12 protein-coding genes, 5 tRNA genes, 1 other RNA gene and 1 pseudogene are annotated in these 14,839 nt (G+C 71.2%); 10 read left to right on the top strand and 9 right to left on the bottom strand.

The genetic code is table 11. The annotated features are described in order from the left end of the window. The first annotated feature begins 102 nt into the window (after positions 1-102). Positions 103-3,405 carry a tetratricopeptide repeat protein gene (locus P1V51_15055; GenBank protein ID MDF1564360.1) on the top strand — a complete coding sequence of 1,101 codons (3,303 nt, stop codon included), beginning with the start codon at positions 103-105 and terminating at the stop codon, positions 3,403-3,405. A 12-nt stretch (positions 3,406-3,417) separates the two neighbouring features. Here the strand turns inward: P1V51_15055 and P1V51_15050 are convergent, their stop codons facing one another. Genes P1V51_15050 through P1V51_15040 form a run of 3 tightly spaced genes read right to left on the bottom strand, consistent with a single transcriptional unit; the run spans position 3,418 to position 5,233 of the window. After that, on the bottom strand, positions 3,418-4,008 hold the full coding sequence (locus P1V51_15050) for a hypothetical protein (GenBank protein ID MDF1564359.1): 591 nt from the start codon (positions 4,006-4,008) through the stop codon (positions 3,418-3,420). A gap of 32 nt (positions 4,009-4,040) precedes the next feature. Next, positions 4,041-4,646 (bottom strand): hypothetical protein, encoded by a 606-nt coding sequence (locus P1V51_15045; GenBank protein MDF1564358.1) that lies wholly within the window; start codon positions 4,644-4,646, stop codon positions 4,041-4,043. Next, positions 4,643-5,233, bottom strand: coding sequence for a sigma-70 family RNA polymerase sigma factor (locus P1V51_15040; protein ID MDF1564357.1), 591 nt, complete (start codon positions 5,231-5,233; stop codon positions 4,643-4,645). Before P1V51_15040 ends, P1V51_15045 begins: the two co-directional genes overlap by 4 nt. A 104-nt stretch (positions 5,234-5,337) precedes the next feature. Here P1V51_15040 and serS point away from each other — a divergent pair, with 104 nt between their 5' ends. From serS to P1V51_15020, 4 genes are all read left to right on the top strand, one after another. Then, complete coding sequence (serS, locus tag P1V51_15035) at positions 5,338-6,618, top strand: serine--tRNA ligase (protein MDF1564356.1); 1,281 nt, start codon at positions 5,338-5,340, stop codon at positions 6,616-6,618. A gap of 70 nt (positions 6,619-6,688) precedes the next feature. After that, positions 6,689-6,775 (top strand) — tRNA-Ser (locus P1V51_15030). Between the two features lie 36 nt (positions 6,776-6,811). After that, a tRNA-Ser gene (locus tag P1V51_15025) sits at positions 6,812-6,901 on the top strand. A gap of 14 nt (positions 6,902-6,915) precedes the next feature. Beyond that, positions 6,916-6,992, top strand: a tRNA-Arg gene (locus tag P1V51_15020). Between the two features lie 79 nt (positions 6,993-7,071). On the opposite strand, the gene P1V51_15015 is transcribed toward P1V51_15020, so the two are convergent. From P1V51_15015 to P1V51_14995, 5 genes are all read right to left on the bottom strand, one after another. Next, on the bottom strand, positions 7,072-8,085 hold the full coding sequence (locus P1V51_15015) for a S41 family peptidase (GenBank protein MDF1564355.1): 1,014 nt from the start codon (positions 8,083-8,085) through the stop codon (positions 7,072-7,074). An 11-nt stretch (positions 8,086-8,096) separates the two neighbouring features. Next, on the bottom strand, positions 8,097-8,963 hold the full coding sequence (locus P1V51_15010; protein ID MDF1564354.1) for a hypothetical protein: 867 nt from the start codon (positions 8,961-8,963) through the stop codon (positions 8,097-8,099). 68 nt (positions 8,964-9,031) lie between these two features. Beyond that, the gene (locus P1V51_15005) at positions 9,032-10,039 is read right to left on the bottom strand and encodes a S41 family peptidase (protein ID MDF1564353.1); all 1,008 of its coding nucleotides are present in this window, start codon (positions 10,037-10,039) and stop codon (positions 9,032-9,034) included. Between the two features lie 10 nt (positions 10,040-10,049). Next, positions 10,050-10,922 carry a hypothetical protein gene (locus P1V51_15000; GenBank protein MDF1564352.1) on the bottom strand — a complete coding sequence of 291 codons (873 nt, stop codon included), beginning with the start codon at positions 10,920-10,922 and terminating at the stop codon, positions 10,050-10,052. A gap of 130 nt (positions 10,923-11,052) precedes the next feature. Then, positions 11,053-12,462 carry a cellulase family glycosylhydrolase gene (locus P1V51_14995; GenBank protein ID MDF1564351.1) on the bottom strand — a complete coding sequence of 470 codons (1,410 nt, stop codon included), beginning with the start codon at positions 12,460-12,462 and terminating at the stop codon, positions 11,053-11,055. Between the two features lie 80 nt (positions 12,463-12,542). Here P1V51_14995 and P1V51_14990 point away from each other — a divergent pair, with 80 nt between their 5' ends. The 5 genes from P1V51_14990 (at position 12,543) to dnaX (ending at position 14,706) form a co-directional block, all read left to right on the top strand. Then, positions 12,543-12,974 (top strand): nucleoside deaminase, encoded by a 432-nt coding sequence (locus tag P1V51_14990; GenBank protein ID MDF1564350.1) that lies wholly within the window; start codon positions 12,543-12,545, stop codon positions 12,972-12,974. Between the two features lie 52 nt (positions 12,975-13,026). Then, positions 13,027-13,114: transfer RNA gene (locus P1V51_14985), tRNA-Ser, on the top strand. Positions 13,115-13,135: 21 nt separating this feature from the next. Next, positions 13,136-13,223: transfer RNA gene (locus P1V51_14980), tRNA-Ser, on the top strand. Between the two features lie 15 nt (positions 13,224-13,238). After that, positions 13,239-13,334, top strand: an RNA gene (gene ffs / locus P1V51_14975) — signal recognition particle sRNA small type. Positions 13,335-13,407: 73 nt separating this feature from the next. After that, positions 13,408-14,706, top strand: coding sequence for a DNA polymerase III subunit gamma/tau (gene dnaX, locus P1V51_14970; GenBank protein MDF1564349.1), 1,299 nt, complete (start codon positions 13,408-13,410; stop codon positions 14,704-14,706). On the opposite strand, the pseudogene P1V51_14965 reads toward dnaX, so the two are convergent. After that, a pseudogene (locus P1V51_14965) lies at positions 14,607-14,839 on the bottom strand (formate dehydrogenase accessory sulfurtransferase FdhD). The gene dnaX and the pseudogene P1V51_14965 sit on opposite strands and share 100 nt — an antisense overlap.

Raw genomic sequence — 14,839 nt, 5'->3', positions numbered from 1 at the left:
CCCTCGATGGCGCCCGCTTCGGGAGCGGTGCCCCTGCCGGGCGGCCCACCCTCGATGGCGCCCGCTTCGGGAGCGGTGCCCCTGCCGGGCGGCCCACCCTCGATGGCTCCGGATCCGGGCGCGGTTCCCCTGCCGGGTGGAGGTGCGGACGCCGTCGACTACGGTGACGTGGACTTCGGCACCGTGGACCTCGACACGGGTGGAGACGCGGGCGCCGCCGACTACGGTGCGGTGGACTTCGGCACCGTGGATTTCGCGGACGATCCTGCGCCGCCTCCCGCGCCGCCCGCGCCGCCCCCGGCGCCAGCGCCCGATCCGATCGGCGGCGACTCGATGGAGTTCGACCCCTTCGGGGGCATCGATCTGGAGGGCGGCGGTGGCGCAGACGCGCCCGCCGACGACCTCTCCTTCGACCCGACGGGGGGCCCTCCCCCGGCGGGGGACGATCTCTCCTTCGACCCCATGGCCGGTCCGATGCCGATGGGGGAGGGCGAGGACGACCTGGAGCTCGATCTCGGCGCCGCCCCGGCGCCCGCCCCGGCCCCGGTGGAGGACGAGGGGGAGGGCGACCTCGAGATCCTCGACTTCATCGACCAGGAGTACGAGACCGCCCAGAAGGGCGGCGCGAAGGTCCGGGCGGCCGGCCCCACCCGCTACAAGGTGAAGCGGAAGAGCGGCAAGACCTTCGGCCCCTTCGAGGCCGAGGTCGTCGTCTCGATGCTCAAGGAAGGGCAGCTCCTCGGCAACGAGGAGATCTCCGGCGACGACGGCAGTTGGCGGCCCATCGGCTCGGTGCCGGCCTTCGGCCAGGTGATCCAGGCCCTGATGGAGGCCCCCTCCGCCGGGCGGGCGCCGCCCTCGATCCCCACGGTGGGGGAGACCCTCGAGGACGACGAGTCCGGCGTCGCCCCCAAGGGGCAGGGGTACGGCGTCTACGGGATGGCGGCCTTGCGGGACGCCCGCACCGTCAAGAAGGAGAAGCGGCAGGCCGTCGCCGCCGAGGTGAAGAAGCGCTGGCCGATCATCGCCGGGGGCCTCCTCGCGGTGATCGTCATCGGCGCCGGCATCTTCGCCGGCTTCACTCCCTACGGCTGGTTCTTCTACAAGCTCATCTACACTCCGGGCGGCAGCACGGACAAGCCGACCGCCCAGCTCATCTCGGATGCGCGGGCGGGCATCGAGGTCGACACCTACGCCAGCCTCGACGAGGCGATCACCGGACTCCAGGCCGCCCTCGGGGACAACGACGAGGACGTCGAGGCCCGGGCGCTCTTCTGCCAGGTGCTCTTCCTCCTGCAGTGGCGCTACGGCGAGGGCGGCCAGCACCTGACCCGGGCCCTCGGCTACATGCGCGACCTCGAGGCGACCTCGACCAACTACCCCGAGTACCTCCAGGCGAGGATGCTGCGGGGTCTGCTCGAGGGCCGGGCCGGTGACGCCCGGGCCGAGCTGGAGAGGATCCTGGCCATGGCGCCGGACGACGTGAACACCCTCTTCGTGCTCGGCCTCTCCTACGTGGAGACCCGCGAGTTCGACAAGGCGACGGTCTACCTGGAGAAGATCCTCTCCATCGACCCCAAGAGCGCGCGGGCGAGCCACGCGCTGGGCTGGGTCTACACCGTCCAGGGCACCGACGAGAGCCTCGAGCTGGCCCGGAAGGCCTTCGAGGAGGCCCTCGCCTCGGATCCCGAGCACATCGCCTCCGCGATCGAGCTGGCGCACCTGGCCCTCTCTCCGGAGAAGCCCGACCTCGAGGTCGGCGCCCGGGCCCTCGATCGTTGCGTCGGCGAACCCTACGCGGCCCTCGCCAAGCGGGAGCAGGCCCGGGTCGACTACCTCCAGGGCATCCTCAAGGCCCAGAAGGGCCTGGTGGCCGACGCCCGGACGGCCTTCGCGGCCGGCGTGGCGAAGGACCCGAAGAACGCCTTCGGCCGGACCGCCTTCGGGCGCTTCCTCCTCTCGCGGGGCGAGCCCAACGCCGCGGTGGTCGAGCTGCGCGCGGCCCACGAGGCCGTGCCGTCGGACGTGGGCATCGCGGCGACCCACATCGAGGCCCTGATCGCGGCGGGCAAGTCCCTCGACGCCACCAGCGCCATCACCGTGCTCGCGGCCCAGGCGCCGGCCGATCCGCGCCTGCCCTTCCTCCAGGGTCTCCTGGCCGAGGGCCGCGACGAGGACGAGGAGGCCGAGAAGAAGTACCGGGTCGCCCTCAAGATGGATCCCGGCTTCTACCGGGCCTCGCTGGCCCTGGGAGATCTCTACCTGCGCCAGCGGCGGATCCGCGAGGCCGAGGTGCCCCTGCGGGAGTCCATCCAGGCCCGGCCGGACGTGCCCGACACCCACGTCGGCCTCGGCCGCTACCTCCTGGCCGCCAACCGGCCGAAGAAGGCCATCGACGCCTTCCAGGAGGCGTTGGAGATCGACGCCGAGTCGGCGGCCGCGCACCTGGGCCTCGCGCAGGCCTACGCCGAGATCGGCGAGGACGCCGCCGCCGAGCGCGAGTTCGGGATCGTCCAGCGCCTCGAGCCCGAGTTCCTCGGCTTCGCGTTCCAGTTCGGCACCTTCCTCTGGAACCGGGGCCGCCTCGACGAGGCCCTCGGTCAGATGGAGGCCGCCTACAAGCTCGACGCGATCGACCCCACGGTGCAGGCCCGCCTCGGGGCGGTGCTCTACGACCTCGGGCGGATCGAGGAGGCCGGCGAGCACCTGCAGAGCGCGGCGCTCAAGAGCATCCGGGTGGGCGAGACCTACTACTACCTGGGCCTCGTCTTCGACAAACAGGGTGACCGCCGCACCGCCATCGAGAAGATGCTCGCGGCGATCTCCATCGAGGAGGAGAACCCCCGCTTCCGCTTCGCCCTGGGCGAGCTCTACCTGGCGGACTCCGACTTCGACAACGCGCTGCGCGCCTTCCAGAAGGCGACCGCCCTCGACGCCGACTACTACGAGGCCTGGCTGAAGACCGGCGAGGTGCAGTCACTGCTGAAGCGGCCGGTCGCCGCGGTGAAGGCCTACCAGAAGGCCATCGAGATCCGCCCGGAGGAGACCCCGATCATCGTGAAGATCGGTGACGTCTACGACGACGCGGGCGAGGCCAAGAAGGCCATCTCCTGGTACGAGCGCGCCACCCAGGCCACGCCCCCGGATCCGCGGGCCTTCTACAAGCTCGCCCGGGCCTTCGACGACACCGGCGACAAGAAGAAGGCCGAGAAGATGTTCCTCAAGGCCACCAAGGAAGAGCCGGACAACGCGATGCCTCACTACTACCTGGGGTACTTCTACAAGGACCGGCGCAAGAAGGCCGAAGCCCTGAAGCACTTCAAGGCGTACATGAGGATCATCGGGGAGCAGCAGACCGACTACCGCAAGGAAGTCGAGGACGAGATCTACTACCTGAGTCAGTAGCGCCCCGCCGGTCTACCACGCGCCCCCGGCCTCGAGGGGCGCGAAGTCGGGCCCCCCGCCGCCACCGCCCCGCATGCCGTGCTTGCCGCGCTGGCGGCGCATCGCCTTGCGCACCTCCTTGGGGAACTCGCGCAGGAAGATCGCCAGACGCGCGCGATCGACCGGGGAGAGATCCTTGGAGAGGGCGTCGAACTCCTCGCGGATCAGCTGGGCCATCCGCTCCTGACCCCTGGCCACTCCGTCGAGGGCGGCGTCGATCTTCTTGGCGTCGACCTTCTCGCCCTTCCCGGCGCGGGAGGCCTGCTCCAGGACCTCGAAGTGGCTCCGGATCCCGAGGCGCACCTGCTCCCGCTCGTCGTCGAAGCGGCGCATGATCGCGTTCATCCGCAGCGCCTCCTTCTCATCGAGGTTCAGGTGGTTGGCCAGCGCCACCGCGCGCATGGTGCGGATCCGCTCCCGGGTCTCCCGCTCGGCGCCGGGGGGGCCGAGCTCCTCGGGGTCCATGCCCGGCGGAGGGCCGGGCTGGGCCCGGGCCGCGGCGGGCAGGGCGAGGAGGGCCAGCAGGGTCAGGGCCAGGGTCGGGATCTTGGGGAGGTGTCGCATGGTCTTCTTCCTTCTTCGGGGCGGCGCGCGCTCTAGCCGGGGATGGCCTCCAGGAGCAGGTCCAGCTCGGTGCCCAGACCCTCCACCGCGTCGTAGCTCTCTTCGTCATAGCCCAGAGTGCCGAAGCCGGTCTCGGAGAGGACCGTGTCCAGCACCTCCTCGTCGGTCTCCACCAGGGCCAGGGCCAGATCGCCCAGGAGGTCCTCCGAGGACGGGAGCCCCGTGTAGCGGGTGGCCTCGCTCTCGCCGAGGACGCTCTCGAGGGTGTCGGCGTCCAGGGTGGCCAGCTCGGCGGCGAGGGCCTCGAAGGTCGGCAGCGCCTCCTGGCCGTCCCGGGGGGAGGGGCCGGTGAGGACCACCGTGACGATCAGGGAGACCGGCACCAGGGCGGGCAGGGCCCAGCGCAGCACGTTCCGGCGCGGCGCCCGGCTCTCGTGGTGGGCCCGGATCTTGGGCGCCAGCCAGGGGCCGGGCTCGGGGGCCGGCTCCGGCGCGAGGAGGGCGAGCGAGGCCCCGAGCTCCGCGAGCTCGGCGCGGCAGCCCTCGCAGGTGGGCAGGTGCGCCTCGAGCTCGGGCGTCGGCTGGCCCTCGGAGGCGTCGACCAGGGCAGGGAGGAAGTCGTCGCAGGGCTTCTTCATGGGGTGACCTCCGCCTCGGGAGCGAGGGTGTGCCGCAGCTTCTTGACCGCGTGATGATAGGAGACCTTGCAGCTGGCCTCGGAGCTGCCCAGGATCTGGGCGATCTCGCGAAAGGGGATCTCGGCGTGGAGGCGCAGGCGGACCACCTCGCGCTGCATCTTCGGCAGCCGGGCGAGGCCCGCCTCGACGGCCTCCCACTGGCGCTGGCGCTCCAGGGAGAGGTCGGCCCCCGCGGAGGGGTCCGCCTGCCGGTCGAGGAGCGCCGGATCGGCCTGCCGCCAGCGCCCGAGGCTCCGGCGCCGGTTGCGGGTGAGGTTCAGGGCGATCCGGAAGAGCCAGCCCTTGAAGGCGCCGTCCTCCCGGAGCCTCGGGAGGTGGTCGAGGGCCTTCAGGAAGGCCTTCTGGGTGAGGTCCTCGGCGTCGGCCGGGTTGCCCACGTTCCGGTAGAGCATCCGGTAGACCGGCTTCTGGTAGCGCCGGATCAGCCGGTCCAGGGCCTGGCCGTCCCCCCCCCGGTAGGCCGCGAGGAGGGCCTCGTCGCTCGGCTCGGCGTCGGGCTTCGCGGTGGGGGAGGAGAGCAGGGTCATGGCAGGCAGGCTCACGTAGAAGGAGACACCCGAAGGGCCAGAAAGGTAAAGCGCCGCCGGCCAGACCCTCCCCAGCGGGCGGATTCAGGTGTAGACCCCCGCACATGCTCGATCGACGCCAGATCACCGATCACCTGGAAGACGTGGAGAAGGCGCTGGCCCGGCGGGGCGGCGCCATCGACCTCTCGGACCTGCGGGCCCTCCTGGCCGAGCGCAAGAGCCTGGTCACCGAGACCGAGGAGCTGCGCCACCGCCAGAAGTCCGCTGGAGACGAGATGAAGGCCGCCGCGAAGGCGGGCGGCGACGCCGCGGCGAAGCTGCGGGAGGAGCTCGGCAAGCTCTCGGCCAGGGTGAAGAGCGGCACCGCCCGGATCGCCGAGATCGAGGCCGCGGTCGACGAGCGCCTCCTCGAGCTGCCCAACCTGCCCCTGGCCGAGGTGCCCGAGGGCGCGGGCGAGCAGGACAACCCCGAGGTGAGCGTCTGGGGCGAGAAGCCCACCTTCGACTTCGCGCCCAAGGCCCACTGGGACCTGGGGCCCGAGCTGGGCATCCTCGACTTCGAGCGGGGCGCGAAGCTCTCGGGGGCGCGCTTCACCGTGCTCTTCGACGACGGGGCCCGGCTCTCCCGGGCGCTGATCGCCTTCATGCTCGACGTCCACCGGGAGCGGGGCTACCGCGAGGTGCAGACCCCCTACCTGGTCAGCCGGGAGACCATGACCGGCACCGGGCAGCTGCCGAAGTTCGAGGACGACGCCTTCAAGACCGCCGGGGAGAAGGAGCTCTTCCTCATCCCGACGGCCGAGGTGCCGGTGACGAACCTGCACCGGGAGGAGATCTTCGAGCCCGGCGACCTGCCCCTCCACTACTGCAGCTACACCGCCTGCTTCCGGGCGGAGGCCGGCAGCCACGGCAAGGACGTGCGGGGCCTCATCCGCCAGCACCAGTTCGACAAGGTGGAGCTGGTCCGCTTCGAGCGGCCCGAGGACAGCAGCGAGGCCCTGGAGGCGTTGCTGGACGACGCCTGCGAGATCCTGCGTCGGCTGGACCTGCACTACCGGGTGGTCGAGCTCTGCTCGGGTGACCTGGGCTTCTCCTCGGCCCGGACCTTCGACGTCGAGGTCTGGCTCCCCGGCCAGGACGCCTACCGGGAGATCTCCTCCTGCTCCTGCTTCACCGACTTCCAGGCCCGGCGGATGAAGATCCGCTACCGGGAGGAGCAGGGGGCCAAGCCGAAGCTGGTGCACACCCTCAACGGCTCCGGCCTGGCGGTCGGGAGGACCCTGGTCGCCATCCTGGAGCAGTATCAGGAGGCCGACGGGACCGTCCGGATCCCCGAGGCCCTCCAGCCCTACCTGGGGGGCCAGGAGGTCATCTCCGTCGAATAGCGGCGCCGGGACGATCGTTTGCTTGACGGGCCACCACGGCCGGGACTATCTAGGCCCTCCCTCGTCGTATGGAGGAGTGGCCGAGTGGTCGAAGGCGGCTGGCTTGAAACCAGCTGGAGGTGAGAGCCTCCCGTGGGTTCGAATCCTACCTCCTCCGCAGAAACGGCCAGCCAAAATGAGAATACAAGGATAGGGAGAGGTGGCCGAGCGGCTGAAGGCGCGCCCCTGCTAAGGGTGTATGGGGGAAACTCCATCGAGGGTTCGAATCCCTCCCTCTCCGCCAAGAAAAAAATAAAGGCGCCCGTAGCTCAATTGGATAGAGCACCTGACTACGGATCAGGAGGTTTCAGGTTCGAGTCCTGACGGGCGCGCCAGCCCCACGCTGTGGGGTGAGAAGCCGAAGAGCTCACGCTCTTCGGCTTCTCTCTTTTAAGAAGGGGGCTGGTGCGCCCGTCAGGGCTCGAACTGCGCCATCCCGGTCTCGAGGACGGTGTCGATCCCCTGCTCCATGAGGGCGGGATCGTTGCGGGCCTCGAGGTCGGGGGGGAGGCCGACGCCCTCGTAGCTGGTGCCGTCGAGGTTTCGCACCTCCCGGGAGGCGATGGTGACGGTCCAGCCGTTGAGCATCTCGCGGCCGATCAGGCAGGAGAGGGCGCCGCTGGTGGGCTCGCCGACGAAGGTCACCCGCGGCAGCTGCTCCAGGATCACCGTCATCCGCTCGCTGGCGCTGATGGTGTAGCGGTCGATGAGCACCACGGTGTCGAAGTCCGGGTGGCTGCCCCGGCCCTCGAGCCGCCAGGTCCACCAGCCGGTGAAGTCGTCTCGCTCCGGTCCGTTGCGGGAGCGCGTCTTCCAGACCGGGAGGGACTCGTCGGTCCAGTCGCGCAGGGCCTCGGTCGCGTAGGTGAAGGTGCCGCCGCCGCTGTGCCGCATGTCGAGGACCAGCCGGCCTGCCTGCTCGCCGAGCTCCCGGGCCCGCTCGAGCACGTAGAGGTTGTCCGAGACCCAGGGCAGGTGGAGGTAGGCCGAGCCGTCGGGGAGGGTGCCCAGGGTGTGGCTCTCCCACTCGTCGGTCTCGTAGTCGCCCGCGAGGTAGTGCTCCCGCACCAGCTCGACGTCGAAGAGATCGAAGTCCACCTTGCCCCTCCGGTGCGCGTTCGCGTTCCACATCTCCCGCCCGGGGGCGACCACGTTGACGTGGCCGTCGTCGAGCTCGGAGAGCATGTCGGTCGCGACGGTGAAGAGCTCGTCGTCGCTCATCCCCTCGTGGACCAGCGGGCGGTGGCGCGCGTAGACCTCGTCCCAGTCGATGGCGCGGACCTCGAAGCCGCCGTAGAGCTCGTCGAAGTCCTGCCAGGTCTGCTCGAAGGTCTCGACGGGGCCGGCGAGCTCGGTGGTGCAGCCGCCGAGGAGGAGGAGCGGGGTGAGGAGGGCGAAGAGGCGGGCGGGGATGCCGGGCAGACGCATGGCGTGACCTCCTAGAAGGCGTAGCGGGTGGCGAGGGTGAGGCCCCACTCCTGGGCGAGGAGCGGGCGCGGCACCGTCAGGTGGTTCACCCGGCCGTGGGCGGTGAGGGAAAGGCCGAGGCGGGGCGTGACCTGGTAGCCGTAGGTGACCTGCATCCGCAGGGCCTGGTGCTGGTTCAGGGTTCGCAGCGTACCGCCGGCGATGTAGCGGAAGATGGTCCGGAAGGGGTCGTTCTCCCGGTTGTTCCAGATCAGCTGGGTGTCGGTGACCGAGTAGGGGGAGCGGGCGACCCAGGCGAGGAGGGGGGTCGAGAGCCCCAGGCGCAGGCGGTGGCGGGCTCCGAGGTCGGCCTCGAGCTCGGCCCGGGCGTCCAGGCCGAAGATGCCGGCGTAGCCGCCCAGGGCGAAGGGGTGCCAGACCCAGTCGAACTGCTGGAAGTCCAGGTCGACCGCCCCGCCGAGGTGGAGGGTCAGCCTCCCGGGAAGCTCGACGCGCCGCAGGGCGGCGTGGTCGACGCGCACGAAGGTGAAGGGCGTGGGCGTGGTCGTGTACACCTCGCCGCGGGGCCACATGAGGTACTCGTAGGCCGGCTGGGTGCTGGCCTGCGCCATCGAGAAGTCGACCCGCGTGTGGTGGGAGAGGCGGGGGCCCTCCCAGCTGTGGCCCAGGGTGAGGCCGAGGGCCGAGGCGCCGCGGGTGGTCCGGGGCGAGAAGATCTCGTCGTGGCGGGCCATGAAGCGGGGGCTCCAGCCGAAGGAGAGGGTGTGGGCCCGCCGGGGCGCCGCGGCGGCAGCGGCCGGGCCGGCGGGCGCGTCCGAGGGCGGGTTGGCCAGGGCCGCGCCGGGGAGGAAGGCGAGGAGGGCGGCGAGGGTTCTCATCGGGTGTCCTTTCGAGGGCTTGAACACCGGCCGCGGCCGGAGGTGTCACTCGGGGTCGGTCGCGCTCCTCACCACGCCAGGGCGGCCAGGCCGGCATCGAGGACCGTGTCGATCCCCTGGGCCATCAGGGCCGGGTCGTTCTTCGCCTCGGTGTCGGGGTCGATGCCCGGTCCCTCGGGGCTGCTGCCGTCGAGGTTCACCACCTCCTGGGTGGAGATGGTGATGGTCCAGCCGTTGAGGGTGTCGCGGCCGATGGCGGTCGAGACGGCGCCGGCGGTGGTCTCGCCGACGAGGTGCATCCGCGGCAGGACCTTCAGGGCCATCACCATCCGCTCGGAGGCGCTGATGGTGTAGTGGTCGACGAGCACGACGGTGTCGAAGCCCACCTCCCGGCCGCGGCCCTCGATCTGCCAGAGCCACCAGTCATCGAAGCTGCCCCGCTCGGGCCCGCTCCGGGTGCGGGAGCGGAAGACCGGGCGGTCCACCGAGCTCCAGGCCGCCAGCTTCTCGAAGGCGTAGGTGAACTGCCCGCCGTTGCTGTGGCGCAGGTCGAGGATCAGGCGGCCGGTGCGCTCGGCCGCCTCGCGGGCGGTGTCCAGCGCCGGCAGGTTGTCCGAGACGTGGGGCAGGTGGAGGTAGGTCGTGCCGTCCTCGAGCTCACCGAGGGTGAAGCCCTCCCACTCATCGGTGTCGAACTCGCCGTCCAGGTACTCCTCCCGCACCAGCTCGAGATCGAAGAGCTCCCAGTCGATCAGCTGATCGCGCTGCCCGTTCGAGACCCGCACCGGCCGGTCCGGGGCGATCAGCCGGACGTGGCCGTCGTCGAGCTCGGAGATCATGTCGCCGAGGACCGCGTGGAGCTCGTCGTCGCTCATCTCCTCGTGCACCCGGGGCCGGTAGCGGTCGTAGACATCGTCCCAGTCGACGTTCCGGAGCTCGAAGGGGCCGTACATCTCGTCGTAGTCCAGCCAGACCTGCTCGAAGGTCTCGACCGGTCCGGCGAAGCCGGGGCCGCAGCCGGTGGCGAGGAGGAAGAGGGCGAGGAGGAGGCCGAGGATGAAGGTGCCGGTGCGCATGACGGGTCTCCTAGAAGCTCCAGGCGGTGGCCAGGGTGACACCCCACTCGGAGGCCATCAGCGGCCGGGGCTCGGTGAGGTGGACGAGCCGGCCGTGGGCGGTGAGCACCAGCCCGTAGCGCGGCGTGAGGTGGTAGGCGTAGCGGAGCTTCACCCGCAGGCCCTGGTGCGAGTCCACGGTGCGGACCTGCCCCTGGGAGAGGTAGCGGAAGAAGGTCTTCACCGGGTTCGCCTCGCGGTTGTTCCAGATGAGCTGGGCGTCGTTCGCCGCGTAGGGCGAGCGAGTGACCCAGGCGAGCAGAGGGGTGGAGACCGCGAGCCGCAGCTCGTGGCGGGCCCCCAGGTGGGTCTCGACCTCGGCGCGGGCGTCGAGGGAGAGCAGACCGGTGTAGCCGCCGATGGCGAGGGGGTGCCAGACCCAGTCGAAGTGCTGGAAGTCCAGGTCCGCCGCGCCGCCGAGGTGGAGGGTGAAGGGACCCGGCACGGCGACCCGGCGCAGCACCGCGTGATCCAGGCGCAGGGCGGTGAAGGGCGTGGCCTCGGTCTGCTGGGTCTCCCCGGTGGGCCAGCGGCTGTACTCGAAGAGCGGGCGGGTCTTCGCCAGCGCCTTCATGAAGTCCAGACCCGAGCGGTGAGCGGTCTTCTCCCCCTCCCACTCGTGACCGAAGGACAGCCCGAAGGCCGAGCCGCCGCGGGCCGGGCGCGGCGAGAAGATCTCGTCGTGGCGCTGCATCAGCCGGGGGCTCCAGCCGAGGGAGAGCTCGTGCTGCTTCGCCGGCGCCTCGGGCTCGCTGGCGGAGGGCGCGAGGGCGTCGGCGAGCGCGGCGGTGGGCGCGAGGCCGGCGAGGAGGAGGGCGATCAGGCTGGCGGTACGGTTTCTCATGAAGCTCCCTTTCGGAAGCTTCAACACCGGTGCCCCTCACGAGTGTCACCCCGGCCTTCGTGGGTGCCCGTCACCCCGGTCACGTCCACGTGCACGTCCACGTGCACGTCCACGGCTTCTCCCGGGCCCCCTAGGGACAGTGACAGGCGACCTGAATGCTCCCCTCTCCGCTGCAGATCGCCTCCAGGGAATACGGTGCGGCGGGAAGCGCACCGCTCTCCTGGGCGGCGACCAGCGGACCGAGGATCAGATCGTCCGCCAGGCAACTGCACCCCGGATCGGGCCGCCGGATCTCCAGCACCCCGCCCTCGACGCAGGTGGTCTCCACCGTGATCGCCCGCGCCGCCGGCTCGGCGGTCAGCCGGAAGGGGCCGGGCATCCGCGTCGGGGAGGGCAGGGCGTAGATCCCGTCGAAGACGGCCTTCCGCTCGCCGGCACCGTCGAGGAAGAGGAAGCCGCCGTCGGCCGCGCCGTAGTCCCAGTAGGCGAAGCCCACGCCCCGGGACATGAGTTCGGCGCCGAGGTCCGAGACGTAGCTGCCGAAGGTCGCCTGGGTGGTCATCCCGCCCCATTCGCCCATCCAGACCGCATGGCCGGCCTCGAGGAAGGGCTGCACGGTGAGGTCGAGGCGGCGGGCCAGGGCGGCGGCGTCCCCGTCGTAGCCGGCGCCGTCGGGCTCGTGGACCTCGGTCGGATAGAAGTGCGGGGCGACCACCACCCGGCCCTCGAGGAGGTCGCCGGGGCCGCCGGGCTCGAACTCGTCGATGAGGCCCAGCTCCCACCCGAGCGAGGGCTCGAGGAAGTAGAGCTTGCCGGGGCAGGCCGCGTCGATGGCGCCGGCCAGGCGCCGGTAGAAGGGCAGGAGCACCTCCTGATCGAAGGTGCGATTCGCGATCTCGCTGCCCGGCCAGGGCTCGTTGAGGAGATCCCAGCCGATCACCGCCGGGGAGGCGCAGACCTCCCCGGCGATCGCGGCCCAGGCCGCGGCGAGCTGATCCTGCAGCCCCCCATCCAGCCAGAAGCGGTCGAAGCAGGCGTTCACCTGGCGGGCGCTGTAGTTGGCCCACCAGGGGCTCACCGGCGTGTAGCCCTCCTTCAGCTCCGCCGGGCAGGCCCACTCCGGGGCCCCGTGGCCGTTGAAGGGCAGGCCCCAGAGATCCTGGTGCAGATCGACGATCACCCGCAGGCCCGCCGCCTCCAGGCGCTCGATCCGCTCGCGCACGCCGGCGAGGTAGGCCGCGTCGAAGGCGTCCGGCGCCTCGGGGGCCACGGCGTTCCAGAAGACGAGGTAGCGCAGGGAGTTGACGCCCCCCTCGTGGAGGCGGGTGAGGTCGGCCTCGTCGAAGTCGAGGTGGTGGTCCGGGGTGCTCTTCGCGGCGCCCGAGAAGTTCAGGCCCCGCAGGTAGAGGGCGCTCTGTCCCTCGTAGATCGTCCCGGCCTCCACGCGTAGGTGCGGCGGCCCGGGCTCCGGCCCGGCTTCGGGCTTGCAGCCGGCCGCGCCGAGGAGGAGCAGGCCGGCGAGGAGGGGGAGCGCGCGCATCGACCGGAGCCTATCGACCCGCCGGGCCTCGCACCATAGAAGGGCTGCTCGTGAGCACGCCGCTGACCGATCGTGAGGCCATGGAGGCCGCCCTGGACGAGGCCCGGGCCTCCGCCGCCCGGGACGAGGTGCCCGTGGGCGCGGTGGTGGTCCACGAGGGGGCGATCGTCGCCCGGGCGGGCAACAGCCGGGAGTCCGATCAGGATCCCTTCGGCCACGCGGAGCTGACGGCGATGCGCGAGGCGGCGCGGGTGCTCGGGAGCTGGCGCCTGACGGGCTGCACCCTCTACGTGACCCTCGAGCCCTGCACCATGTGCGCCGGGGCCATCGTCCTCTCCCGGGTGGAGCGGGTGGTCTTCGCGGCGAGCGATCCCAAGGCCGGCGCCGTGGGCTCCCTCTACGACATCCCGGCGGACGAGCGCCTCAATCACCGGCCGATCGTCGAGGCCGGGCTCCTCGCCGAGGAGGCCGGAAGGCTGCTGAAGGACTTCTTCCGCGCCAAAAGGGGCTGATCGGGCGAATTGCCGCATTGACCCTCAGCCCTCCTGTGCTAGAACCCGCCGCGGAGAGATGGCCGAGTGGTCGAAGGCGCCTGACTCGAAATCTGGTGTGGTGAAAGCCACCGTGGGTTCGAATCCCACTCTCTCCGCCAAATCGAAGTGAATAGCAGTCTGGAGAGGTGACCGAGCGGCCGAAGGTGCACGACTGGAAATCGTGTGTAGTGAAAGCTACCGAGGGTTCGAATCCCTCCCTCTCCGCCAAAAAAACGAATATGGCAGCCGGGTCCGGGCGACGTTCATGTTGTGAACTCCGCCAGGCCCGGAAGGGAGCAACGGTAGCAATGTCTCGTGTGTCCGGGTGCTCGGCTGCCGCTCATTCGTCGCCGAACCCCGCCCTCGAGGCGGGGTTTCGCGTTTCGGTGGAAGGGTCCATAAAGAGAGCGGTATGAGCTACCTCGTCCTCGCCCGAAAGTACCGCCCGCGCACCTTCACCGAGCTCTCCGGTCAGGAGCACGTGGTCCAGACCCTCCAGGGCGCCATCCGCACCGGGCGGGTGGCCCACGCCTTCCTCTTCACCGGCGCCCGGGGGGTGGGAAAGACCACCTCCGCGCGGCTGCTGGCCATGACCCTCCAGTGCAAGGAGGGCCCGACGGTCGAGCCCTGCGGGAAGTGCGAGGCCTGCACCGAGATCACCGCGGGCAACTCGGTCGACGTCCAGGAGATCGACGGGGCGAGCAACAACGGGGTGGACCAGGTCCGCGAGCTGCGCGACGCCGCCCGCTACATGCCCTCGAGGGATCGCTTCAAGATCTACATCATCGACGAGGTGCACATGCTCACGCACCCCGCCTTCAACGCCCTCCTGAAGACCCTGGAGGAGCCGCCCCCCCACGTGAAGTTCGTCTTCGCGACCACCGAGCCCCACAAGATCCCCCTGACCATCCTCTCGCGCACCCAGCGCTTCGACTTCCGCCGCATCCCGGTCTCCAAGATCGGCGCCCGGGTCGAGGAGATCTGCGCCGCCGAGGGGATCACCATCGCCCCCCGCGCCGTGAGCCTGGTGGCCCGGCAGGCCGGCGGCTCCATGCGCGACGGCCTCTCCCTCCTCGATCAGGTGGTGGGGGCCTGCGGCGACACGGTCACCGAGGAGAAGGCCGAGGAGATCCTCGGGGCCATCGACCGGCGGGCGGTGATCACCCTGGCCGACGCCCTCATCGACGGACAGGCCGGCGTGGTGCTCGAGCAGGTGGCGGCGGTGCACGACCGCGGCCTCGACCTCGGCCACCTGGCCGAGGAACTCGCCCTCCACCTGCGCAACCTCCTGGTGGCCCAGGTCGGCGCCGACGCCCGGCTCCTCCTCGACGTCAGCGAGGACGAGAAGCAGGAGCTGATCGAGCGGGCCCGGCAGCTCTCCTCGGCCCAGCTCACGGCCCTCTTCGAGCTCTGCCAGGGCGCCGTGGTGAGGGTCCGCCGGGCGGCCCAGCCTCGCCTCACCCTGGAGGTGGCGCTGCTCTCGGCCCTCCACCTCGCCCCCACCGAGGACCTGACCGACCTCCTGGCCGAGCTGCGGGGCCGCCCCGGGACCCGCCCGGCGCCGCGCTCCGGCGGCGACTCCGGGGGCGGAGGCGAGCGCCCGGCCCCGGCGCCGGCGCGGCCCGCGAGCTCGACCGCGAGCGACGTGGGCGCGGAGACGGCCGCCACGAGCGGAATCCGCGCCGCGAGGGCCTTCTGCACGATCTCGTAGGACACGCGGCCCGACACCAGCAGCGCGTGCCCGCGCAGCGGCACGCGCCCCGCGCGCAGCGCCCAGCCCACGACCTTGTCGACGGCGTTGTGCCGTCCCACGTCCTCGCGCACCACCAGCTGGGTGCCGTCCG

Source organism: Deltaproteobacteria bacterium (genome assembly GCA_029210625.1).
In the GTDB taxonomy this organism is placed as follows: domain Bacteria; phylum Myxococcota; class Myxococcia; order SLRQ01; family SLRQ01; genus JARGFU01.
This window is presented reverse-complemented; position numbering and strand designations above follow the sequence as displayed.

Bases quoted from the DNA above. Each gene is read 5' to 3' on its own strand.
- P1V51_15055 (MDF1564360.1), top strand. From the start codon at position 103: ATGGCTCCGGATCCGGGCGCGGTTCCCCTGCCGGGTGGAGGTGCGGAC.
- P1V51_15050 (MDF1564359.1), bottom strand. From the start codon at position 4,008: ATGCGACACCTCCCCAAGATCCCGACCCTGGCCCTGACCCTGCTGGCC.
- P1V51_15045 (MDF1564358.1), bottom strand. From the start codon at position 4,646: ATGAAGAAGCCCTGCGACGACTTCCTCCCTGCCCTGGTCGACGCCTCC.
- P1V51_15040 (MDF1564357.1), bottom strand. From the start codon at position 5,233: ATGACCCTGCTCTCCTCCCCCACCGCGAAGCCCGACGCCGAGCCGAGC.
- serS (MDF1564356.1), top strand. From the start codon at position 5,338: ATGCTCGATCGACGCCAGATCACCGATCACCTGGAAGACGTGGAGAAG.
- P1V51_15015 (MDF1564355.1), bottom strand. From the start codon at position 8,085: ATGCGTCTGCCCGGCATCCCCGCCCGCCTCTTCGCCCTCCTCACCCCG.
- P1V51_15010 (MDF1564354.1), bottom strand. From the start codon at position 8,963: ATGAGAACCCTCGCCGCCCTCCTCGCCTTCCTCCCCGGCGCGGCCCTG.
- P1V51_15005 (MDF1564353.1), bottom strand. From the start codon at position 10,039: ATGCGCACCGGCACCTTCATCCTCGGCCTCCTCCTCGCCCTCTTCCTC.
- P1V51_15000 (MDF1564352.1), bottom strand. From the start codon at position 10,922: ATGAGAAACCGTACCGCCAGCCTGATCGCCCTCCTCCTCGCCGGCCTC.
- P1V51_14995 (MDF1564351.1), bottom strand. From the start codon at position 12,462: ATGCGCGCGCTCCCCCTCCTCGCCGGCCTGCTCCTCCTCGGCGCGGCC.
- P1V51_14990 (MDF1564350.1), top strand. From the start codon at position 12,543: ATGGAGGCCGCCCTGGACGAGGCCCGGGCCTCCGCCGCCCGGGACGAG.
- dnaX (MDF1564349.1), top strand. From the start codon at position 13,408: ATGAGCTACCTCGTCCTCGCCCGAAAGTACCGCCCGCGCACCTTCACC.